The organism is Pedobacter sp. NJ-S-72, assembly GCF_053890575.1.
Map to the genome: position 1 here is coordinate 889,964 of NZ_CM132681.1, position 21,697 is coordinate 911,660.

At 37.9% G+C, this 21,697-nt stretch carries 30 protein-coding genes, 1 tRNA gene and 4 pseudogenes; 13 read left to right on the forward strand and 22 right to left on the reverse strand.

Annotated features, from left to right (window positions below):
* The first annotated feature begins 242 nt into the window (after positions 1-242).
* The 5 genes from ACWYN3_RS05825 to ACWYN3_RS05845 all read left to right on the forward strand — a co-directional run bounded on the left by ACWYN3_RS05825 (position 243) and on the right by ACWYN3_RS05845 (position 2,231).
* Complete coding sequence (locus ACWYN3_RS05825; protein ID WP_456220297.1) at positions 243-611, forward strand: hypothetical protein; 369 nt, start codon at positions 243-245, stop codon at positions 609-611.
* Between the two features lie 13 nt (positions 612-624).
* The gene (locus tag ACWYN3_RS05830; protein WP_456220298.1) at positions 625-1,044 is read left to right on the forward strand and encodes a hypothetical protein; all 420 of its coding nucleotides are present in this window, start codon (positions 625-627) and stop codon (positions 1,042-1,044) included.
* Between the two features lie 84 nt (positions 1,045-1,128).
* Positions 1,129-1,296 (forward strand): hypothetical protein, encoded by a 168-nt coding sequence (locus ACWYN3_RS05835; protein WP_456220299.1) that lies wholly within the window; start codon positions 1,129-1,131, stop codon positions 1,294-1,296.
* 284 nt (positions 1,297-1,580) lie between these two features.
* Positions 1,581-2,048 carry a hypothetical protein gene (locus ACWYN3_RS05840; RefSeq protein WP_456220300.1) on the forward strand — a complete coding sequence of 156 codons (468 nt, stop codon included), beginning with the start codon at positions 1,581-1,583 and terminating at the stop codon, positions 2,046-2,048.
* A 3-nt stretch (positions 2,049-2,051) separates the two neighbouring features.
* Positions 2,052-2,231 carry a hypothetical protein gene (locus ACWYN3_RS05845; RefSeq protein ID WP_456220301.1) on the forward strand — a complete coding sequence of 60 codons (180 nt, stop codon included), beginning with the start codon at positions 2,052-2,054 and terminating at the stop codon, positions 2,229-2,231.
* A gap of 389 nt (positions 2,232-2,620) precedes the next feature.
* Here ACWYN3_RS05845 and ACWYN3_RS05850 read toward each other — a convergent pair whose 3' ends face one another.
* From ACWYN3_RS05850 to ACWYN3_RS05885, 8 genes and pseudogenes are all read right to left on the reverse strand, one after another.
* On the reverse strand, positions 2,621-3,073 hold the full coding sequence (locus ACWYN3_RS05850; protein ID WP_456220302.1) for a lipocalin-like domain-containing protein: 453 nt from the start codon (positions 3,071-3,073) through the stop codon (positions 2,621-2,623).
* Complete coding sequence (locus tag ACWYN3_RS05855; protein WP_456220303.1) at positions 3,074-3,643, reverse strand: thioesterase II family protein; 570 nt, start codon at positions 3,641-3,643, stop codon at positions 3,074-3,076.
* Complete coding sequence (locus ACWYN3_RS05860) at positions 3,618-4,346, reverse strand: ACP domain-containing protein (protein WP_456220304.1); 729 nt, start codon at positions 4,344-4,346, stop codon at positions 3,618-3,620. The genes ACWYN3_RS05855 and ACWYN3_RS05860 overlap by 26 nt, the downstream gene beginning before the upstream one ends.
* A 24-nt stretch (positions 4,347-4,370) precedes the next feature.
* Positions 4,371-4,649, reverse strand: a pseudogene (locus ACWYN3_RS05865) (acyltransferase domain-containing protein); the annotation flags it as partial.
* Positions 4,553-5,593 (reverse strand): acyltransferase domain-containing protein, encoded by a 1,041-nt coding sequence (locus ACWYN3_RS05870; RefSeq protein ID WP_456220305.1) that lies wholly within the window; start codon positions 5,591-5,593, stop codon positions 4,553-4,555. The gene ACWYN3_RS05870 and the pseudogene ACWYN3_RS05865, both read right to left, overlap by 97 nt.
* Positions 5,575-6,123, reverse strand: a complete 549-nt coding sequence (locus ACWYN3_RS05875) for a beta-ketoacyl [acyl carrier protein] synthase domain-containing protein (protein ID WP_456222899.1) — start codon at positions 6,121-6,123, stop codon at positions 5,575-5,577. Before ACWYN3_RS05875 ends, ACWYN3_RS05870 begins: the two co-directional genes overlap by 19 nt.
* Positions 6,124-6,153: 30 nt before the next feature.
* Positions 6,154-6,881 (reverse strand): annotated as a pseudogene (locus ACWYN3_RS05880) (beta-ketoacyl [acyl carrier protein] synthase domain-containing protein); the annotation flags it as partial.
* Positions 6,882-7,208: 327 nt separating this feature from the next.
* Entirely contained in the window at positions 7,209-7,421 is a 213-nt protein-coding gene (locus ACWYN3_RS05885; protein WP_456220306.1) for a hypothetical protein, read from the reverse strand.
* Positions 7,422-7,714: 293 nt separating this feature from the next.
* Between ACWYN3_RS05885 and ACWYN3_RS05890 the strand changes: the two genes are divergently transcribed.
* Positions 7,715-8,347, forward strand: a complete 633-nt coding sequence (locus ACWYN3_RS05890; RefSeq protein WP_456220307.1) for a TetR/AcrR family transcriptional regulator — start codon at positions 7,715-7,717, stop codon at positions 8,345-8,347.
* Between the two features lie 835 nt (positions 8,348-9,182).
* Here the strand turns inward: ACWYN3_RS05890 and ACWYN3_RS05895 are convergent.
* From ACWYN3_RS05895 to ACWYN3_RS05930, 8 genes are all read right to left on the reverse strand, one after another.
* Positions 9,183-9,272: transfer RNA gene (locus tag ACWYN3_RS05895), tRNA-Ser, on the reverse strand.
* A gap of 120 nt (positions 9,273-9,392) precedes the next feature.
* Positions 9,393-9,638 carry a YhjD/YihY/BrkB family envelope integrity protein gene (locus ACWYN3_RS05900; RefSeq protein ID WP_456222900.1) on the reverse strand — a complete coding sequence of 82 codons (246 nt, stop codon included), beginning with the start codon at positions 9,636-9,638 and terminating at the stop codon, positions 9,393-9,395.
* Positions 9,605-10,363 carry a YihY/virulence factor BrkB family protein gene (locus ACWYN3_RS05905; protein ID WP_456220308.1) on the reverse strand — a complete coding sequence of 253 codons (759 nt, stop codon included), beginning with the start codon at positions 10,361-10,363 and terminating at the stop codon, positions 9,605-9,607. The genes ACWYN3_RS05900 and ACWYN3_RS05905 overlap by 34 nt, the downstream gene beginning before the upstream one ends.
* Positions 10,364-10,612 carry an acyl-CoA thioesterase gene (locus ACWYN3_RS05910; protein WP_456220309.1) on the reverse strand — a complete coding sequence of 83 codons (249 nt, stop codon included), beginning with the start codon at positions 10,610-10,612 and terminating at the stop codon, positions 10,364-10,366.
* On the reverse strand, positions 10,596-10,769 hold the full coding sequence (locus ACWYN3_RS05915) for an acyl-CoA thioesterase (protein WP_456220310.1): 174 nt from the start codon (positions 10,767-10,769) through the stop codon (positions 10,596-10,598). Before ACWYN3_RS05915 ends, ACWYN3_RS05910 begins: the two co-directional genes overlap by 17 nt.
* 3 nt (positions 10,770-10,772) lie before the next feature.
* Complete coding sequence (mltG, locus tag ACWYN3_RS05920; protein WP_456220311.1) at positions 10,773-11,831, reverse strand: endolytic transglycosylase MltG; 1,059 nt, start codon at positions 11,829-11,831, stop codon at positions 10,773-10,775.
* 25 nt (positions 11,832-11,856) lie between these two features.
* Positions 11,857-12,108, reverse strand: a complete 252-nt coding sequence (locus ACWYN3_RS05925; protein WP_456222901.1) for a PASTA domain-containing protein — start codon at positions 12,106-12,108, stop codon at positions 11,857-11,859.
* Positions 12,105-12,623 (reverse strand): PASTA domain-containing protein, encoded by a 519-nt coding sequence (locus tag ACWYN3_RS05930; protein WP_456220312.1) that lies wholly within the window; start codon positions 12,621-12,623, stop codon positions 12,105-12,107. Before ACWYN3_RS05930 ends, ACWYN3_RS05925 begins: the two co-directional genes overlap by 4 nt.
* 152 nt (positions 12,624-12,775) lie before the next feature.
* Here ACWYN3_RS05930 and ACWYN3_RS05935 point away from each other — a divergent pair, with 152 nt between their 5' ends.
* The 5 genes from ACWYN3_RS05935 (at position 12,776) to ACWYN3_RS05955 (ending at position 14,863) form a co-directional block, all read left to right on the forward strand.
* Positions 12,776-13,126: a hypothetical protein gene (locus tag ACWYN3_RS05935; protein WP_456220313.1), complete on the forward strand. Its 351-nt coding sequence runs from the start codon at positions 12,776-12,778 to the stop codon at positions 13,124-13,126.
* Positions 13,127-13,163: 37 nt separating this feature from the next.
* Positions 13,164-13,763 carry a D-alanine--D-alanine ligase family protein gene (locus tag ACWYN3_RS05940; RefSeq protein ID WP_456220314.1) on the forward strand — a complete coding sequence of 200 codons (600 nt, stop codon included), beginning with the start codon at positions 13,164-13,166 and terminating at the stop codon, positions 13,761-13,763.
* Positions 13,764-13,772: 9 nt separating this feature from the next.
* Positions 13,773-14,126, forward strand: a complete 354-nt coding sequence (locus ACWYN3_RS05945; RefSeq protein ID WP_456220315.1) for a Crp/Fnr family transcriptional regulator — start codon at positions 13,773-13,775, stop codon at positions 14,124-14,126.
* Positions 14,127-14,135: 9 nt separating this feature from the next.
* Entirely contained in the window at positions 14,136-14,393 is a 258-nt protein-coding gene (locus tag ACWYN3_RS05950; RefSeq protein ID WP_456220316.1) for a helix-turn-helix domain-containing protein, read from the forward strand.
* Positions 14,394-14,551: 158 nt separating this feature from the next.
* On the forward strand, positions 14,552-14,863 hold the full coding sequence (locus ACWYN3_RS05955) for a DUF983 domain-containing protein (RefSeq protein ID WP_456220317.1): 312 nt from the start codon (positions 14,552-14,554) through the stop codon (positions 14,861-14,863).
* On the opposite strand, the gene ACWYN3_RS05960 is transcribed toward ACWYN3_RS05955, so the two are convergent.
* From ACWYN3_RS05960 to ACWYN3_RS05975, 4 genes are all read right to left on the reverse strand, one after another.
* Positions 14,850-15,605: an MATE family efflux transporter gene (locus tag ACWYN3_RS05960; RefSeq protein ID WP_456220318.1), complete on the reverse strand. Its 756-nt coding sequence runs from the start codon at positions 15,603-15,605 to the stop codon at positions 14,850-14,852. The two genes, ACWYN3_RS05955 and ACWYN3_RS05960, sit on opposite strands and share 14 nt — an antisense overlap.
* Positions 15,547-16,278, reverse strand: a complete 732-nt coding sequence (locus tag ACWYN3_RS05965) for an MATE family efflux transporter (RefSeq protein ID WP_456220319.1) — start codon at positions 16,276-16,278, stop codon at positions 15,547-15,549. The genes ACWYN3_RS05960 and ACWYN3_RS05965 overlap by 59 nt, the downstream gene beginning before the upstream one ends.
* A gap of 66 nt (positions 16,279-16,344) precedes the next feature.
* Complete coding sequence (locus tag ACWYN3_RS05970; protein ID WP_456220320.1) at positions 16,345-16,620, reverse strand: acyl-CoA thioesterase; 276 nt, start codon at positions 16,618-16,620, stop codon at positions 16,345-16,347.
* The gene (locus tag ACWYN3_RS05975) at positions 16,598-16,765 is read right to left on the reverse strand and encodes an acyl-CoA thioesterase (protein ID WP_456220321.1); all 168 of its coding nucleotides are present in this window, start codon (positions 16,763-16,765) and stop codon (positions 16,598-16,600) included. Before ACWYN3_RS05975 ends, ACWYN3_RS05970 begins: the two co-directional genes overlap by 23 nt.
* Positions 16,766-16,892: 127 nt before the next feature.
* Here ACWYN3_RS05975 and rpsO point away from each other — a divergent pair.
* Together rpsO and pnp are read left to right on the forward strand one after the other, a co-directional pair.
* Positions 16,893-17,196: pseudogene (gene rpsO / locus ACWYN3_RS05980) on the forward strand (30S ribosomal protein S15).
* Positions 17,197-17,313: 117 nt separating this feature from the next.
* Positions 17,314-19,454, forward strand: a pseudogene (gene pnp / locus ACWYN3_RS05985) (polyribonucleotide nucleotidyltransferase).
* Between the two features lie 75 nt (positions 19,455-19,529).
* Here the strand turns inward: pnp and ACWYN3_RS05990 are convergent.
* The gene (locus tag ACWYN3_RS05990) at positions 19,530-20,096 is read right to left on the reverse strand and encodes an ABC transporter permease (RefSeq protein ID WP_456220322.1); all 567 of its coding nucleotides are present in this window, start codon (positions 20,094-20,096) and stop codon (positions 19,530-19,532) included.
* The gene (locus tag ACWYN3_RS05995) at positions 20,050-21,636 is read right to left on the reverse strand and encodes an ABC transporter permease (RefSeq protein WP_456222902.1); all 1,587 of its coding nucleotides are present in this window, start codon (positions 21,634-21,636) and stop codon (positions 20,050-20,052) included. The genes ACWYN3_RS05990 and ACWYN3_RS05995 overlap by 47 nt, the downstream gene beginning before the upstream one ends.
* Positions 21,637-21,697: the final 61 nt, after the last annotated feature.

Consider the following 21,697-nt stretch of genomic DNA (forward strand, 5'->3'; position numbering starts at 1 on the left):
GCGGGGCTCAACACCTGAGCAAAACGCCCTTAATTAAAAACAATGAAAAAATACCTGTTCCTCTTTTTGTGTTTCATGCTTGTAAAGACCGCTAATGCTGATCTTCCTTTTTACCTGGGTTAGGATTTACCAAATTATTTGAGAATGACAGTACGATACAGTCCGTTTCAAAGAATGGAATTACACAGGCTCCCTTTATTATTTACCTTAGTTCTGATCATAGCATTGGTGAAAAAGCAACAATGATTTCTGCTCTGGCCAGCTATTTTGAATGGAAAGACGATGCAACTGAGGAATATTTTACCACCTATACAAAAGCATATAAACTGTTCATTGAAGGTAAATACAAAACAGCAATTGAAGATCCTAAAGTGCCTGCCGAATCGCGTTTTCTCTATTGCCTGCTGACGGACTTTGGTACTTCCGATCCCTCAAAAGAAAAATACAAAGCCCTAGCCAGGGAATTACCACAAAGCCTTACTGTACAATCTGTAATGGTTATTGCTTATGCATATGATATTCTATATAATGACAAAAAGCAATATGCGCTCCTCAGGGATCTGGAGGAGAATTATGTGAAACCTTACCGCACAAAATTATACTCAACTTAACAGAGATATTCCGTTGGGTGTGGCTGAGGATTGTGTGTTTGACTTCCTGCCTTACACAGAAAATTGTGAGGGTAAACTTGCCTGCTTGTGTGATATCAATAACAAAGAAGGATTGCCCTCCTGTCTAAGTGAGCTTAGCAATAACTATCTGAACAAAATAGAAAACAAAGAAAGCCTTCCGCACATGGCTACCAGAAGCGACTGGGATGAGCTGAAACCATTGGCTATGCAATGGATCAAAGCAGAAGGAGTAATCATTGATGGTTTGAAACTCACAGTACTTGAAAAGGAGGCATTACGCTTTCTTCTTATCTCCCAAACCTATAACCTTTTGTGCAACTTTAACGCATTAGCCACTTATTCGGGTTATGGCCTTAATAATAAAATTAAAGAAAATGCGGCCGCCTGTAAAAACGAGGGGAACTGTATATAAAAAAAAATAGAGCTGGCGCAAAAAAATGAGATTGAGAAAGCGGGAACAAAAGCAGACCAGCTGATAAAATCCAGTGAACAGCAAATGCTTTTTTCGCAATTAATATCCAAAGGGACGGGAGGAGAGCCTGGAGCTGCTGCTGCCAGCGTTAGCGGGGATGATGATATTTATTTTGAAGATAATGTATTGCAGCTCCGCACGATCCTCTATTATTATATGCTACATGCTGATAAAATAATGGAAATCTATTAACTGCCAACTAAAAATAGATGTTGTTGGCTTTTGTTCGGTTAGATTCTCCATGAGAATATCCTCCAATGAGGACTAGCTCATTGCTATAGATGATCTATGTGGGGGGAATGCATTGCAACACACAGGCCGTTTGATTCCATACTATTTTGACCAGCATTGTAATTTATGAGATTTATGGAATAATCGGAATTATTTAAAGGTAATTTATGAATGGTCAAGTTCTCATGGAATAGCTAGTCAAGGTATTTCGGAATGAATTGATCAGCAGATAAGGAATCTCCATTATGACTACTAACACCTCGGAATTAACCGTTGTACAATTTAAAAAACATAAAGTGGCATATACTGTTGCTGCTGTCGTGACATTGGCATTAGGAGGCATGTTTTATTTCGTCTTTAAAGATGATGTAAGTGTTTCCCTGGCTTGGTTTTTCCTGACTTCAGCGATACTCTTATCCGCCTATTGCATCTGGAATGCATTTAGTAATGCAGTAGTGTTGGAGCTGAATCCTGATGGTATTAAGTATAAGCATCATTTCTATAGCTGGAATAGATTACGCAGCTACGCAATCCGAGAGGAAGAAGATGAGGGTGGTTCGTTTAACTATTTGGTGTTGAACCTGAAAAATGCTGATTTTCCCCTGGAGATCCAGTTGGACTGGATCAATGATCAGAAATCAGTAGCGGAGAATATGGCTATTTTCGCTAAAGCTTTCGAAATAGAATTTGAAGGGGTGCTGAAAAAGAAGTAAGAGTTGTTCAAACAGGGACTCACGTATAAGGGGGGTAGTTTTAGAACACCATCAGTCAATCTGGAAATAGATCGTAAGTTGTTGATAATCAAAGAAAAATGGCTGATATTTTTGGGGCAACCCTTTGATGTTTTAGAAGTAGTACTTTCTGGCGGAGAGTGGGGGATCGGTATCCACGGTTAAAATTCCGCTTTAATATGGTGTCAAAGAGGTTTGTAATTGGCTACTCACTGAATCACTCACCTTATATTTGTACGATTTAACTGCAAATGCTATACGGTAAATAATGTTTTACATTTTACTAATTAAAGGAAATTTTTTATAAGTCTCTTTGCAGTTCGACTCCAGTTAGGGGTACTTAATATTCTATGAACTTCTAAATTCTTTGTTCTTCTTAAGGACTGATAATATTTAAGTAATTCCCTTTGCTATTTCTTTAGGCAGACGTACCAAAAGAATAATTAAACAAAATATAGTATTGGCAATTGCTGTAGCCTTGACACTGGCTATATTAAACTTTATTGGTGGAAAGATCAATTTGTCTCAGGGGGGGCTAACGGAACTAAATTCATTTAATCGGCGTTTAATAATGATTTCCACTTCAATTTAACCACAATTTTTCCATTCACTGAAGAAACAGGGGTAGTAGTCAATTCAAGCAGATCTCCATTTAGTTTAGCGAATCTTATCTGTTTACTGCCAATCCAGTTTGGAAACAAACTGCCCAGCACCGTATGTACAATTTTGCCAGGCTCAATTTCCTCGTATCTGCCAAAATAGGCGATATATTCTTGGAAAGCATGGTATGTTTCCAGTGTGGTACCTTCATTATATCCTTCAGCTATAAAAAGTTTGCGATCTTTTGAACTCAGCTGCGCATTCATATAACCATTTTTATCATACATAAGAATGCCATTAACCTCTTTTCCCAGGATGAATATTGATTCACCATTTTCATTTTCATAAGCTGCGGAAATAAGAACCCATGTACCAATGAGCTGACTTTTAACAAATTCTTTCATCATTTATTTTATTGATAATAAGTTGGTTGTTGAATTTATTTGTTCCTGAATCAGAGAAATGATAAATTCCTCATCATTTTCAATAAAGCGATGCCCCCCTGGTCTGCCAATAATTTTTAAGGGTAGTGAACTCTCTATTTGCCAGCTCTTAGCATCTGTTATTCTTATCAGCTGATCAAGTTCACCAAATATAGATGTGATCGGTATAGCTAATAAATCCTGTTCTTCATATTGATAGTTATGCAATAAATGAAGATCGCTTCGTAGTAGTTTAATTGATAAGTCCTGTAATTCCTTATTCATATTTAGATAAGGGAATTTCTCGATCAGTTTGGCCTTACTAATAGTTGGTTTCACACCTTTCTCTTTATAAAATAGTGGAGAGTAGCTAGAAGAGAAAAATAGTTGATGCGGTAACAATGTGTCTTTTTTTCTTAAGAGACGGGTTGTTTCAAACGCAAATAGTGCACCCATACTGTGTCCGTAAAATGCATAAGGCCTGTCGAGCAGAGGTGTTATTTTTTGAACAATCTGTTGTAGTAAGTGATTAAAAAATTTTTTTGTATTCTTCATCCCAACCTAACCCACGCCCAGGTAATTCTATCGCTATTACCTCAATGCTATCACCTGCTGATTGCTCCCAGTTCTGAAACATGGAGCTACTGCCACCCGCATCATGAAAGCAGAACAGGCGATGGTGCGCGCTCGGCTTAGGGATATTATTAATCAGTAATGAGGATGATTCAGAAATGGGAAGAGCTGGATCAATGATTGTCTGATTTGTTAGGAAATTATATAATATTAACGCCTGCTCATGGATACCCGATTCTACTAAAAATAGCTTTGCTGGCAGGGTTGTTTTTAAATTCTTTTCCAGCTGCCCTTTTAACCAAACAACCATCAAAGAATCCACTCCCAGCTCTTTCATACTCATTTCAGCATTGATATGAGCAATAGAAACCTTGGTAACCTGTGAAATAAGTTGAATAAATAATTGTTCAAGCAGCTGCCTTTTTCCATCTTCTTGTGGAATTTCCTGTAAACGTTCGGAGAAATGCCTTTCTGGTTTCAAAAGAGTGTTTTTTACAGTTGAAATTGAATTTTTGTCCTTCTTTTTGTACGCCAAAATCTCGTCTGAATTGTCCTCCAGTTCATATAGCTCTTTTTGAAAAGGATAAGAAGGTACTTCCACTCTTGGTATTTTATCCAGCTGATAAACATTTTTCCAAGAAATCTCCAGCCCCAGAGCGTGCAATTCTGACAAGTTATTATACATCGCATCCAGTACTGGTTTATCCCGGTAAAAGGAATTGACAAGATTAACTGTAGTATCGCTGTTACTGGCACATTCAGCTATTGCATTTGATAAAATAGGATGAGGGCTGACTTCAATGAAAATATTACAGCCATCTTTAATTAACTGGGTAATAACATCAGCAAACTGTACTGGATTTCTAAGATTAGCAGCCCAATAATCATTATTCAGCTGTTCAGCTTCAAGAAGTCCGACTTGTACAGTGGAGAAAAAAGAGGTGTGGGCATTTTTCCAGGTTGTAAATCCCGAAGTGCAATCTTGAATTCTGTTAGTATAGCATCCATCTGTTGACTATGGGATGCTACATCTACTTTTACTCGTCGGCAAAATATTTCCGCTGCTTCCAGTTCTTTGATCAATTTATTAATTTCAATTGAAGGTCCTGAAAGGACAGTAGAACATGGGCTATTTATGGCCGCAATTGAAATATCCGGATAATTAAGCAGGATTGTTTCCGCTTTAGTCAAGGGTAATTCTGTGACTAGCATACCTGAATTCTGTCCACTAAGACCTTGCATTAAACCGCTTCGTGTACATATAATTTTAGCAGCATCCTCCAAAGTGAGCATCCCAGATAAATGGGTTGCAGCAATTTCACCCATACTATGACCTACTACTATATCAGGCACTACTCCCCAAGATTTCCAAAGTTTAGCAATAGCAACTTCAATAGCAAAGAGAATAGGTTGTATAATATCGATACGCTCTGCCTCATTTGTTTCTGGTTTAGTTAGTAATTCTATTAAAGACCAATTCTTATAGGGTTTAAATGCTTTGTCACAGGCTATAATTGTTTCTTTGAATACTGGTTCTTTCAAAAAAAGCTCTTTTCCCATACCTAACCATTGAGAACCCTGGCCGGGAAATACCATCACTATTTTATTTTTTATTTTATCTAAAGCTTTAAATGGTTTATTAAGTTGGAGGAAATTTTCCAGAGCGCCGAGCATTTCTGTCTTATTCCCTGTTGAAAATAATTGTCTTTTATTGAAGTTGTTGTTTAATAAGCTGGATGCAAGGCATATGTCTTGAAAATTCCGTTCAGACCCCAACTCAAATGCTTGTATGTAAAGCCTGCAATAAGCCTCCAATGCAGGAACTGTTTTTGCGGAAATGGGTAAGAAATAGCGTTCATAATTATGAGGTGTATCGACAACCGATTTTTTTTTTTTTTTTTTGTTTATAAGATTCAAGTATGCAATGTGCATTTGTTCCTCCCCATCCAAAAGAAATTAACCCCAGCTTTAAGTGTCTCATTTCCTTTAGTTGGCCATGGGGTCAAAGTCGTTTGAACATGAAGATTTATCTTTTCGAAATCTATCCTTTTATTTGGTTTATCAAAATTAAGATGCGGAGGTAATAGTTTATTTTCAAATGAGAGTATTACCTTAATTAAGCCTGCAATTCCAGCGCCTCCTTCCAGATGACCAATATTTGTTTTTACGGAACCGATATGCAATTTCTGTTTTCTATTCTGGTTGAAGAAATTACCAATAGCATTTGCTTCCATTGGATCACCTAATGGAGTACCACTACCGTGTGCTTCAACATAATGTACTTGATTGGGACTAATTCCGCTTGATTTATATGCATTTTCCAATAACCTCAGCTGACCTGAAACGTTTGTTGCTGGAAGGCTTCTGTTATAGCCATTGTTATTTACAGCAGACCCGCGAACAACCGCCAGAATTTTATTTCCATCTTTGAGTGCATCGTCGAGTCTTTTGAGCAACAACATCCCACCACCACCTTCTCCACGGGCAAATCCATCGGCTTTTTGATCGAATGTACTGCATTTCCCAGATGGAGACAAAGCCCCTAATTTGGCAAGCATTGAAAAAAGGTCAGGATCCAGAAGATGATTTGCGCCACCTACAAAAGCTGAATCAATACTTCTATCGTGCAGACTCTGACAGGCAAGATGCAACGCGACCAATGAACTGGAGCAACCTGTATCTACCAGCATACTATTGCCTGTAAAACCGAAAAAGAAAGAAATTCGGCTAGGTATAATGCCAGATGCGCGGCCCATTGCTGAATATGAAGTTTCCTCCGCTTTTTTGTGCTTTCGTAAATGCTCAAACTCATTGCATGTGCTACCAATAAATACCCCTGCATTAGTACCTGTTATTTCTTTTAAATTTATTCCTGAATTCTCAATTGTTTCCCAGGCCAGTTCCAGCATTAGTTTTTGTGAAGGACCCATTTCGACTGCTTCGGTTGGTGATATTTGAAAAAAAGTGCGTCAAAATTATAAATCTGATCAACCAAACCAGCTTTAAGGTGTTCTTGCATTCTTGCTGTTATCTCATCAATAAGGCCATCCTGCAAATTCCACCGTTCTTTTGTTATCGGTGAAATGGCACTTTTTCCATCACTCAATAATTTCCAGAAGGAAGGAAGATCTGGTGCTTGTGGAAAACGGCAGGCCATGCCCACAATAGCAATGGGCTCTTTAATAAAAGATGATTGTGCTGAGTGAGTAGATTTTACCATGATCGAGAAAATAAGTAAAATTGATTGTGTAATAATTACACAAAGTTATTGCTTGGGATTACATTAAAATGTATTCATTCCGTTCAGTTAAAATATTTAACTGGTAACATTTGTCTGAACGCTTTGTGCAGTGTTTTTTAAGGTTGTTTGTTCATTTTGATTTTATAATGAACAGATAAACAGGTGTTTGGTTGTTTAGAATTCAACTCTTATGTCGATAATTTTTTTTAGTTGGATGTGTTTTACTGTTACTTTTGTCTATGAATTTAATTATACTTGAATAAATAAAGTGTGATTAATTATCTTGATCCGTATACTAATATATAATCATGCAAAGACGACACTTCTTAAAACTTTCGCTAACCACCACGGCAACGGAGCAGGATTTGTTTGGCAGGAAGAGTGTGCCAGTTGATTTTTGCACCAGGCTCGAATACTACGTTTCCCTACATTTGTCCAGCTTTTCTGATAAGGTGCAAGTATTTGGTTTGTCACCAGTTCCTGGGCATAATTGTTATTTTTGGTTAGGGCATCGACCATAATTCTTCTTTCGGCACCATATCAATAATCTCAAATTGCTCCATTGGGCGATCATCTGGCGTTTCCAAAGCTTTGTTCAGCAAATTTACTGCTGCCTCAATGTCTGATACAGGTGCTCCATAGCCAAAAATAGCCGCACGGAGACAGCTACTTTTTTTTTAATACTAATTCCAAATATTCACAATAAACTCATTATAATTAAATTTTGAAAAGAAAGCTTCTCAAAATAGGCGATAAATAACTTTGAATAATAAATGAAAAAACAGGAGATTGCACCTTAAACACCTTGAAACATGAATAGAAAGATAACCAGTGGCCCTATCAGGGATAAGGAAAGAACTAAGCGTAAACTTATGAATGCGGTTAGAGCCATTCTGAAGAAAGAAGGTTTTACTGGCTTAAATGTTAGCAAGGTAGCGACGAAAGCGAACCTTGACCGGAAACTTATTTACGATTACTATGGCAGTATGGAAGGTTTGGTAAAGGAATATCTGAACAGCCGCGACTTTTTTACAGTAAACATTGACCAGACAAAGGAGATCGTGGAAAAAAGCAGAAGTGATCTTGGAAAAGAAATGGTATGTAATTTATTGGAGAATCAGCTTAATTCTCTTATTGCCGATGAAGAGTTGCGCAGGATTATAAGCTGGGGTATTTGTGAAAGCTCAAAATCCTTAGAAGAATTAAACGAGAAGCGTGAGCTTTTGGGTGAACAGTTTTTTACTGAAATTACAGACGAATATTTTAAAGGTAAAGATAAAAATATTAGACCAGTTGCAGCGCTGTTGATTGGTGGTATTTATTATATAACTTTAATTGCCCACACGAATAATGGTCTCATATGCGGAGTCGATATTCGGAAAAAAGATGCGCAGGAAGAGATAAAGAAGACCCTTAAACAGATTATTGAATGGACATACTCTTGAAATTGTAAAATACCTTCTTTAAAAGATTCTTTAAAATTGTAGCAATGCAATTTCAAACTCGCCATTGCTATATTTTTGTAGGTCGGAAGACCTGTCGTGTATAAACATAAAGTATCAGGCTCTTTGTTTTATATGTGTGTTTATTCCAATAGTTATACTACCGGTACTGTGGTATACCTTGATCTTACACATCTCACGACTCTTATTAAGTAAACAGCTCAACGTTATCAGTTTCCAGGTGAGATCTGAGAGATATAGACAATGGCTGAGTTTAGCTATTGCCTGAATAATAAAATCTACTTTTATTATTGCCCCCGTTAAGCATGTCTGAAAAAATATAACTACCTACTGGATCAAAGCATCGAATGACGGCTTTGTCCAAAATAGGACTTTCTTCTCAAAGGAATGATCTTTTATGAGGTTAATGATTATCTATTATTTTTGAAATTTGAAAATAGGCTGTTGTATTCAATTCTAAATATTGATGTCCTAACCGTGTCACTAGAATTGATTTATAATCAAAATCCGATTTTGAGGAGGTACGAGAGGGAGGTATGAAACTGGAAAATTCAAGTTTAAAGTATGAAGGTCCAAAACTGATATTCGTAGTAAAGAAATTGTAGATACTTGTTTACCTCTAATGAGGTCTTCTTTGGGAATATACTCCAATGAGGATTAGCTCGCTGCGCTCGCTGATCCCTGAGGGGGAGGCCTCAATCAAAAATGCTGTCGCTGCGCTCCTGGCGATTTTTTGTTTTTAATCTGGCCCTTAAGCTGAAGAGCTCAGGCCGATTTAAAACAAAAAATGCCACCCGAATAGGGTAGCATTTTTGTTTGGCGGAGAGTGGGGGATTCGAACCCGCGGACCCTTTGACAAGTCAACAGTTTTCAAGACTGCCGCAATCGACCACTCTGCCAACTCTCCGCGACAAAAGTACAAATACCTCTTGATTCTGCAAACAATGATGTTGATTTTTTAACAAAAAATTGATAACTAGTTAAAACAGAGATAGAAAAAATTCTGTTTATCGATTTTAATAGCCTTTTAAGGCGTTTTTTTGAACAGATTAAAGGGCTGTTTGATGATCCTTACACTCCTTTTCGTCAGATCCATGCTCGCATTTAACTCAAAACCTATCAAAAGTATCAGCGAATTGAGGTATAACCAGATCATAATTACAATTAATGTACCAATAGAACCGTATACTTTGTTGTAAGAACCGAAGTGATTGATGTAAAAAGAGAATCCCCAGATGGTCAGAAAGGCAAGGATATAGTTGCCAGCCAGGATCCCGGACTAAAAAATCTCCATTTTTTTTTTGTATTGGCAGGGCCATAACGGTAAAGAATAGAGATGGTCACAAAATATAGTATACCTAATAATGCCCATCTGGAAACATCTATGATATAAACAATGAAGTGACCCTTGATGTGTAATCCTTTGTTAATGTAGTTTAATGCGATTTCACCGACTGTCATCGCGCCAATCGTTATGATTAAAGATACTGCGAGTACAAAGGTCAGGACTAAAGCAATAAGACGCTGTTTAAGCCATGTTCTGGTCTCGACTATTAATGATGACTTGTTGAAGGCATTCATCAGGCTGTGCATTCCGTTGGTGGCAAAAAAAACGGACAGGATGATACCAAAGGAAAGCAATTTTCCATTTTGGATTTTAATGATCTCTGATAAGGTCGCTTCAAAAGCTTTATATGCCTGTGCAGGAAGTATCAGCTGCAAAAGAACCATCAGCTGATCCTGGAAGCCGATACGTTTAGGGATAAAGGGGATTAGTGTAAAAAGGAAGATAATCCCGGGAAAAATAGCCAGCATAAAAGTATAGGCAAGCGATGATGCTTTATTCACTAAAGAATCCTTGCCCAGCTCCTTAAAAAAAAAGGAAGCCACTGTATAGAGTGGGATGGGGCTAAAACCAGGCAGTACATAAACTTTTGTCCAGTCTATAAATAAAGAATATAGCCTAATCCTTAAAAGTTGTCTGTGTACCCAGTTCATTTATTCATAATATTGTGCTATCCTTTCCAGAAAATAATCTGGTGGTGCGCACGGTTTCTTTTTGACCATATCGAAGAATACTAATATAGTAGATCCAATATTAATCAATTCTTCTTTTTCATTAAATAGTTCATAATCAAATGACATACGAACACCCGGTAATTCTTTTATTGAAGTCTTTATCGTAATCTCCTGATCGTAAAATGCAGGCTTGATAAATTTACATTTAAGTTCAAGCAGGGGTAACATTACACCGTTCTTCCATTTTACCATAGGTCATTCCTAAGCTGCGCAGCATTTCTACGCGGCCAACTTCATAGTATTGAGCATAGTTTCCATTGTAAACATATCCCATCTGATCAGTCTCACTGTATCTAACCCTGATCTTTGTGCTGTGTGTATACATAGCCTATTTGAAGATATTACGCTTATCTAATGCTGCTCTGTATGCTTTTGCATTCACTTCATGCTGAGCTTTAGTTTCTGCGAAAGCATGGTAGCCTGAGAAATCAGCTTTAGCACACATGTATATATAGTTGTTGTGCTCGTGGTTTAAAACAGCATCGATTGCATTGATACTTGGCATCATAATCGGCCCCGGAGGCAAGCCAGCATATTTATAAGTGTTGTATTTAGAGTCTACACGTAATAACGGGCCTGTTACTCTTTTTACTGTAAAATCACCATTTGCGAAAATCACAGTTGGATCTGCCTGTAATAGAATTCCTTTGTTTAAACGGTTAAGATATAATCCGGCAATAATAGAAGGCATTTCTTTGTCATATAATGCTTCTCCATCAACTATTGAAGCCAGAATAGTTACCTGCTGAGGACTTAAATTTAATGCAGCTGCTTTTTGCTTACGTTCTGCCGTCCAGAATTTATCATACTCTTTCTGCATTCTGCTAAAGAACTCAAGCGGGGTAGTATTCCAGTACATCTCGTAAGTATTAGGGATGAACATCGTATAGCTATTGTCAACAGTGAAACCGTATTTTTCTACCAATGCAGCCGAATCCAATACCTTTAAGAAGGTGATCGAGTCTGCTTCCAGGCTTTTTGAAAGATAGGCAGCAAATTCTTCTTTTTTACGGATGTTATGAAATTTCAATTTAACAGGTTCTTGATTACCAGCCTTGATCAAATTGATCAGACTGCGGTTATTCATTCCTTTAGCCAGTTTATAGCGCCCTGGTTTTAAACGTTGTTCCAAATCCATTTTTGCTGCCGCCTGGCTAAAACTTCCAACGTCAGTCAGCATGTCTTTACTTTTGATTTCCTTGTACAGGTCATCTATAGTAGCGCCAGTTTTGATATACAGATATTGCTCTTTACCTGTAATATTAGGTGCAAAGTAAACTTTATATAGTTTCAGACCGTAAAATGCACCTGCAACAAGCAGGATTAAGATTGCAGCCCATACAATTTTAGTGCTCTTTTTGATTTCTTTAGTGGTTTCAGTAGTCATAGAATTTGGAATTCTGATTTTTCGCTTATTTCTTGTTAGATAGAGTAATGTTTACCGGCGTTCCGATTTTAACTTTTGACAGTGTATCTGAAAGTGCAGGGCTTTGTGCAACAATAACGGCATTTGCAGTGTCAGTAATACTTCCCTCATAAGTTATTGTTCCAAGTTTAAGATTTGAGCCTCTCAGAGAGAAAGCAGCCTCATCCTTTGTGAAACCTAACAGCGCAGGAATCTCTACGTCTTCGTTCCCCTGACCATTACCCAGTAATAAATCTATTTTAGACCCTTGGGGATAACATCACCTGGTTTGATACTTGATCCACCAAAAGATACTTCTAATACAACGTCTCTGCTGACGTCAGCTTTATATACGGTGTCACCAATTTTTAATCCAAAGCTGGCAATGATTGCCTGTGCTTCTATGAAAGATTTAAATTTAACATCAGGAAACTTAACATTAGGAGCCTGTGCAGTATTTATAGTCAGATAAATCGTTCTATTATCTTTTACAAAAGTATTGGCTTCCGGGTCCTGATCAATTACTGTCCCTGGAGGCATATCCATAATATATACAGAGTCTACTTCATAACGTAAACCTAAAGCCTCTAATTTTGATACGGCCTGGTTAAAAGACAATCCTTTTACCGCAGGTACATTTAATCCCTGCCCATGTTTGGTATAATAGCGAAGGCTGAAAAAAGCGACAAACAGGAGTACTGCCACAGTGGCGATGGCAGCGAATAGGTTGTTTCTGAATGATTTAGTTTGTAAGTATGATATGAATTTTGCCATTTATTTATTTTGTGTGCGTAGTATTTGGCTCAAATTTAGACTAAAAATATATTTTATCGGAATTTAAATGAGATCTGAATAAACTATTTTAATATTTTTGAGCGATATCTGAAAGCATAAAGGCTTCATTGCCGTTTAAAAATATATAATAGATGAAAAAAGTAATAGCGTTAATAACTGGTGGTACAACTGGTGAATGGGTGATTTCTGTGAAAAGTGCCGCGACTATCGCACATAATCTTGATCCGGATAAATTTGATGTTTATAAAATCATGCTGACACAACAGGGATGGTTCTATGAGCCCGTAGATTCTGTCAGGATTGAAGTAGACCGTAATGATTTTTCGGTACTTTATAATGGCAGAAAGATAACATTTGATGGCGTTTTTATTGCTATCCACGGTGCTCCGGGTGAAGATGGAAAACTACAGGGATATTTTGATATGCTGGGCTTACCATATACAACCTGCGATGCGTTAACTTCTGCGGTTACCATGAAATAAAGGTTATACCAAAGCAATTGTACAGGACATCCCAAATTTGCATATCGCTAAATCGGTACAGATCTTTAAAAATACACCTTATAACCTGTCTGATGTTAAGAACGCACTGACCTTGCCTTATTTTGTGAAACCGAATAATGGTGGCAGTAGTATCGGTATGAGCAAAGTGAAAAATCAATATGATTTGCAAACAGCAATTGATAAAGCTTTTAAAGAGGATACTCAGATTCTGATTGAAGAATTTATTGAAGGACGGGAATTCACAGTAGGAGTGGTTAAGCTGGACGGTAAAATCACTGTTCTGCCTGCTACAGAAGTTGAAACTGCTAAAGAATTTTTTGATTTTGAAGCCAAATATACTCCTGGAGTAGCTGTTGAAACTACACCTGCACCTCTGCGTCCGGAAACGCGTAAACGTGTAGAAGAGATTGCAACGGCAGTTTATGCTAAATTAAATTGCAGGGGAGTAGTCAGGATAGATTTTATTCTACAGGGTGACGAGGGAGATTTCTGCTTTATTGAAATTAACACTATCCCAGGACAAACAGTTACCAGTTTTATTCCTCAGCAGGTTGCTGCATTTGGTCTGAAACTCAATGACTTTTATACGAAACTGATTAAAGAGACTATTGGTTAAAATTGATAAATGTATATTCAGTATTTAACAGACCGTAATTTTAAAACCACCTCTTACAAAAAGGGAGAGGTGGTTTATGAGCCTGGACAGCATCCTAAATATGTTTACTTTATCAAAAGTGGAGAAGTCAGAATGGCGACTGTTAACCAGGATGGACGTGAATTTATACAGGGGGTCTTTAAATCGAAGCAGCATTTCGGGGAACCGGCATTGCTTTTAGACCGCCCTTATTTAGCCTATACGATCGCTTCGCGAGATACCGAAATTATCCTGCTGGATAGAGCTGCGTTTCTGGAAATGATCGAAGACAACAGATCTTTTAGTATGGATCTGATCATGACGATGAGCAAAAGGCTATTTTAAATCAAATCTATGATGCTCGAAGAGCTGGCTAATGAACAGGCAGAACACCGGTTGTATACACTGATCAACTATCTCTGTCAGGATTTAGAGAACGGTGCCACATTGAACATGACCAGGCAAACACTGGCAGATATGAGTGGTTTAAGAGTCGAAACAGTGATCAGATCAATCAAAAAAACTGGCTGCAAGCGGAGAGGTCAAAAATTAATCCGAGGTAAGATTGTTAAAACAACATATGATATAGATCATAAATTGGATGTATTATAATGATTAGATTTGTATATTAATTATTACGAATAAAATTAACGTTATGGTCCCTATTACAAAGCTAGAAGCTGTCATCCAGTGTAAATGCCCCAGATGCAGACAGGGTAACATTTTTACAGGTAAAATGTATTCTTTTTCTTTTAAAGGACAGATTACTAATGAGTTTTGTCCACATTGCAATCTGCGTTTCGAAAGAGAGCCCGGATTTTTTTTATGTCGCCATGTTTATTAGTTATGCAATGAATGTAGCAGAAATGATTAGTGCAAGTGTAGCTACTTATGTTTTTGGTTTAGCACTTGTCTATGATAATTTATGGTACTATGTTGGTATCCTGCTATTGACAGTATTTATCTGTTCTCCATTTAATTACCGCTATTCAAGGGTAATGCTTTTACATTGGTTAACACCGGGTTTAGGTTATATCCCGGGCAGCGGTGATGAGCCGGGTAACTTCATTAAACCTGCATAGTTTTCCAGCGTCCTCTTTTAAATAAGATGTAGGAAGCAATAGCGATTCCTGTTTCGGCAACCGGGATCGCTATAAATACGCCATCCGGCCCTAAGCTAAAATGTTTCGCTAAGATGTATGCCAGCGGGATCTGAAATATCCAGAAACCGAAGAAGTTAATCATAGTCGGAGTTGCGGTGTCCCCTGCACCATTAAAAGTACTGGTCATCACCATGCCAACACCGTAAAATAAGAATCCCATACTCATTATATTCAATCCTTTGGCAGCAATGCTCCGGATCAATACGTCGTCCGTAAAGAAAGAGATGAAATAATGGCCGGCCAGAAGACAGAGCACCATAGCGATTCCCATATAAATCAGAATATATTTTGTTGTCTGCCATACGGAGTCTTCCGCACGTTTAAGATTCTTTGCGCCCAGATTTTGTCCCACTAATGTGGATGCGGCGCCACTTAGACCCCAGGCTGGAAGCATAAAGAACATCATTAACCTGATTGCGGTCTGATAACCAGCAGAACCGTGATCTCCACCAGTTGTTGCAACAAGCTGTGCCAGGAAAATCCAGCTGCAGGAAGCAATGACAAATTGGAAAACAGCCGGTACCGCAATTTTTAATAATGCAGCGATTTGTTTGAAATTGGGGTAGAAGTAGCTTAGTCTGATCTTTAACTGTCCTTTTCCATTAACCATCTGATATACCTGGTAGCATACACCTGTTCCCCGGCCTATTGTGGTAGCCATGGCTGCACCTGTTAATCCGAAAGAGGGGTATAGGGCCAAATCCATTGATTAATACCGGGCATAAAATGATATTGACCAGATTAGCAACCCATAGACTTTTCATGGCAATAGCTGCATTTCCTGCGCCTCTGAAAATCCCGTTAATCAGGAATAGTAAAACGATGATTGTACTGCCGCACATCATAATTTGTATGAAAGGAGTACCTGCTGTTGCTGTTGATGCCGAAGCGCCCATCAGCATGAGAATTTCACGGGCATAAAAGAAACCGGTAATACTCAGGACCAGGTTAAATACAACGGCAACCAGAATAGCCTGCATACCAGCTTTTGCAGCTGCAACGGGATCTTTCTCTCCAATTCTTCTGGCGACAATTGCTGTAGCGGCCATACTCATTCCAACGGCAAGTGAATAGATAATGGCCAGCACAGATTCTGTCAGACCAACTGTCTGTATCGCTTCACTGCTATTCTGGAGATGTCCTACAAAGTAAAGGTCTACTAATGCAAAGACTGATTCCATGATCATTTCCAGCATCATTGGAATAGCCAGCAACAAAACAGCTCTGCGCATACTGCCCTGAGTAAAATCAAGTTCTTTCCCTTGAACAGCTTGTTTAAGTAAGTCGAAGATCCGGCTAGTCTTGCTAGCGGCGCTGTTTTGTTGTGTTGTCATGTAATTTATTATCCTATGCAATAATAGGTTATTTAATGTAAATAAATTATATAATATAAGTTATTTTTACACACTGTATGCTTTAATCATCTCCTCACTTACTTTACATCCTTTTCCGGTAGCTGTGTCAATTAATACGTAATCAAACCATCCGTCAGAGGCTATTTTACCTGTACGCACGTTTTCGATTTCGAATTGTACCCGGCAGCCTTTTTCATTGATCGTTAGTATTCCTGTTCTTATTTTTAGCTGATCTCCTAAAATCAATGGTCTTTTATAGTCTACATGTGCAGTTCGTACCACCCATCCAAAACCACTTTTAAGGAATTCTTCCATCGGCATTTTGTAGAAATTGTTCCATCTGATCGTAACGGGCAGCTAATACATAATCAAAATATTTACTGTTATGTACATGATTAAACATGTCTATATCATCCGGTCTTACCTTTAGCGCTGTCTCAAATATACTATATTCAGTCTTTTCCATCCTGCAAAAGTAAAGTTTGAGGGCTTGTTATTGAAATATTTTATCCAGATATGTGTTTATCCTGAAAACTTACACTATCTTTGCGCGTAATTAATTAATCAATATACACTTTAGTATAATTCAAGCAATGTATTTAAGTAAAGAAGTAAAAGCCGACATTTTCAAAAAACACGGCGAAGTAGAATCTAACACAGGATCTGCAGAAGGACAAGTAGCGTTATTCACTTACCGTATCGCGCACTTAACAGAACACTTGAAGAAAAATCGTAAAGATTTCTCTACTCAATTGTCTCTTCAAAAATTAGTAGGTAAACGCCGTGGTATTTTGGCTTACCTGTTTAAAAAAGATATCAATCGTTACCGTGCTATTTATCAAAGCTTTAGGGCTAAGAGATATTATCAAACCATTAGGTTCGAGAGATAGCAAATAAGCGTTAAAATATCAAGAAAAGCCATTCTAAAGGATGGCTTTTTTACTTTGAGAAATAAAATAATTATATATAAATCTGGTGTGTCCAAAGAGGAAAACACACCGCAACAATTTGTAAATGAATGTAATAAAAAAATCGTTCGATCTTGGAGATGGAAGAACCATCGAAATTGAAACAGGAAAATTAGCTAAACAGGCTGATGGATCCGTTGTGGTAAGAATGGGTGACACAATGTTATTAGCGACTGTAGTTTCTTCAGTAGGTGCTAAAGCTGGTGTTGACTTTTTACCTTTATCTGTAGATTACCAGGAGAAATATGCGGCTGCAGGTCGTATTCCAGGTGGTTTCTTACGTCGTGAGGCAAGATTATCAGACTATGAGGTTTTAATCTCCCGTTTGGTTGACCGTGCTTTACGTCCAATGTTCCCTGAAGTTATCACTCTGATACTCAGGTAATGATCACTTTGATTTCTTCTGATAAAAATATAATGCCAGATTCATTGGCTGGTTTAGCTGCTTCAGCTGCCATCGCTGTTTCTGATATTCCTTTTAACGGACCAATCTCTGAAGTTCGTGTTGCTAAAATTGATGGTCAATTAGTGATCAATCCATATGTTAGCGATTTAGAGCGTGCTACTTTAGAATTCTTAGTAGCTGGTACTGAAAATGACATCGTAATGGTAGAAGGTGAAGCTGATGAGATTTCTGAAGAAGAAATGGTTGAAGCTATCGAATTCGCACACAAAGCGATCGTTGTTCAGGTTAAAGTTCAAAAGGAACTTGCTGAAGCAGTAGGTAAAACTAAAAAACGTGAATATTCACATGAAGACAGTAACCCGGAATTAAAAGAGCAGGTTTATGCTGCTACTTATGATCAGGTATATGCTGTAGCTAAAAGCCAGACTGCTAAACATGAGCGTACTGAGAAATTGCTGATCTTAGCTGGTTTCGTAGTAACTCTTGGTGAAGAAGTTGATGCTGTAACTAGTTTCTTAGCTAAAAAATATTTCCATGATGTACAATACGATGCTATCCGTAACCTTGTTTTAGACGAAGGTATGCGTTTAGATGGTCGTGATGTACGTACTGTACGTCCTATCTGGAGTGAAGTAAGTTACTTACCATCTGCTCACGGTTCTGCAGTATTCACACGTGGTGAAACTCAATCATTAACTACGGTTACTTTAGGTTCTAAAGATGATGAGCAAATGATTGACGGTGCTTTCGTCAATGGATACAACAAATTCTTATTGCACTACAATTTTCCAGGATTCTCTACAGGTGAAGTTCGCCCGAACAGAGGTGCCGGACGTCGTGAAATTGGTCATGGTCATTTGGCTATGCGTTCATTAAGAAAAGTATTACCAGGATTAGAAGAAAACCCATACACAATCCGTATCGTTTCTGATATTCTTGAATCTAACGGTTCTTCTTCAATGGCAACTGTTTGTGCTGGTACATTAGCATTAATGGATGCAGGTATTAAAATCAAAGCTCCGGTATCGGGTATTGCAATGGGATTAATCACTGATGAGAAAACTGGTAAATATGCAATCCTTACTGACATCCTTGGTGATGAAGATCACTTAGGTGATATGGACTTCAAAGTGACTGGTACTGAAAAAGGTATCGTTGCTTGTCAAATGGACTTAAAAATCAATGGTTTGAAATGGGAAGTTTTAACAGCTGCCCTGAAACAAGCTAACGAGGCACGTTTACACATCTTAAATGAGATGGCTAAAACGATCTCTGCTCCACGTGAAGATTACAAGGATCACGCTCCTCGTATCGTTTCTTTAAGTATTGACAAGGAATTCATAGGTGCTGTAATCGGCCCAGGCGGTAAAATTATTCAGGAAATGCAACGTGAAACTGGCGCATCTATCTCTATCGAAGAGGTTGGTAACAAAGGTATCGTTGAAATCTTCGCGGATAATAAAGCTGCAATTGATGCTGCTGTTAAACGTATTAACGCAATCGCTGCTAAACCAGACATAGGTGCTACTTATGATGGTAAAGTAAAATCTATCATGCCGTTTGGTGCTTTCGTTGAGATCATGCCAGGTAAAGATGGTTTACTTCACATTTCTGAAATTGCATGGGAACGTTTAGAAACTATGGATGGCGTTCTTAAAGAAGGTGACAAAATCCAGGTTAAATTATTAGACATCGACAAACAAGGTAAAATGAAACTTTCAAGAAAAGCTTTATTGCCTCGTCCACCGAAACCAGAAGGTGTTGAAACTAAGCCAGCTTAGTTCTCCTCTGAATAAAAAAAAAAAACGCCTCACGAGATAAATCGTGAGGCGTTTTTTTTATGGTTGAAATCTAAGCTATTCGTGTTTTAATGAATCTATTGGAGCAGCTTTGGCTACTTTAACGGATTGTATGCTTACGGTTAGGATAGCTATAATTGAGGATAAGCCAATTGCTATAGCAAAAGGGAGAACTGTTATCCCTACATTGAATTCAAACGCTGATAACCATTTACTAATAACAATATAGGCAAGGGGAAATGCAATCAGGTTGGCGATAGCTACCAGTTTAATGAAGTCTTTGTTGAGAAGGGTTAAGATATTCAGGGTACTTGCACCTAAAACTTTGCGGATACTGATTTCTTTTTTTCTTTGTTCTGCCATGAACAGGGCAAGTCCGAGTAAACCTAAGCAGGAGATAAATATTGCAAAACCGCCAAACCAGTTTGATAGAATCCCTAATAACCGTTCATCTTGAAATTTTTGCGCAAAATTATCATCCACAAAAACTCTGTCTACCGGGAAGCTAGGGTTTAGTGATTTAACAATCTCATCAATCTGTGCTGCTGAAGTAGTTACACTTTGTGCAGGATTCAGACTAGCAATGATATACTTGACGCCTTCTATTTGATTGGTGATAAACATAGGAGCGGCATTTTTGTATGGTGATTCCATCACAAAATCTTTCTTTCATTACGCCTATGATGGTATAAGGTTTGTCGAAAATATTTATGGTTTTGCCTAGGGGATCTTTAAATCCCATTACTTTTACTGCGGCCTGGTTGATGACAATACTTGTAGAATCGGCGGTAAATCTGGAAGAATACTCTCTGCCGGACACCATGCCGGAACCCAGGGTTTTAGCAAAGTCTTCACCTGCATCACGGTTATTGAACAAGATGTCCTCATTAGGGTTTTTGCCCGGCCATGAAACACTAAACGTATTGTTGCCACCTTCATTTATACTTCTGCTAAAATAAGTCACATTGGTTACCGATCCACTTTTAATTAGCCGTTCTTTCAACAGGGCTAATTTTTCTTTACCTATAAGGTTGCCCTGTATGGGTATTTGGACCAGGTTTGCTTTGTTATAGCCGACTGGTTTGTTTTTGATGTAGTTGAGTTGCTGATAGATAACGGCTGTACAAATGATCAGACAAGCTGCAAATACGAATTGAAAGATAACTAAAATCTTTCTTATTGAAAGTGAAGAGCTGCCGGCTGTACTGAAACCCTTTAATACTTTAACAGGTTCAAAAGAGGAGAGATAGAAAGCTGGATAGCTTCCCGCAATAAAACCGGTTAATGCAGTTAACCCAATCAAAACTGACCAGAAAGTCCAATCCTGGTATCTGATGATCAATTCAATATTTAATAGCGAATTAAAATAGGGTAGGGTGAGTTCCATTAAAGTAAAGGCCACCAGCATCGCCATAAAAGAAAGTAAAACAGACTCCAGCATAAACTGACCAATCAAAGCTCCTCTTGATGAGCCAATGGCTTTTCTTACACCAACTTCTTTTGCTCTTTTCTCTGACCTGGCGGTTGAGAGGTTCATAAAGTTTACACAGGCAATCAAGAGGATACAAACGGCCAGAATGATAAAAATCCTGAGCTGATCTATCTTACCTCCAACCGATTTTCCGTTCTCGAAGTTATCGTATAAGTGCCATTTTGTTAAAGGGTGCAGCAAGGCCTGATTGGTGGCATCTTTTATATGATTTTTATAAATTGTTCTGATCTGGTTATTGGCCTGATCAAAAAAAGTATTGCTTTGAAGCTGAACTACGGTTAAACACATATTATTTCCCCAATTTATTTGTTTTGAAAAGGGATTTTGTTTTACAAACAGCGACCATGGCATCAGGTATTCGAATTGAATGCTGCTGTTTTTTGGGACATCTTGAATTACTGCTTCAACCTTTAAAACCTCTCTGCTTTCTAATTTGACCATTTTGTTGATGGGGTCATCATCTCCAAAGAGATTTTTGGCCATGGTTTCAGTTAAAATTACTGAATTAACATTAGTTAAAGCTGTATTGGGATTTCCTTTAATAGTTTTATAATCAAATATTTTGAGAAATGACGGATCTGTATAAATAGCTTTCTTTTTGAAATTCTTTTCTCCATTACTTATGAGTTGTTCTTGCGGGTAAGTGGAGTGAGAAGTATAAGCTACCCTGATATTTTATTTTTTACCTCATCAGCCATTCCGTTCGGTGTCCAGGCCCAGCTAAAAGTTTGTG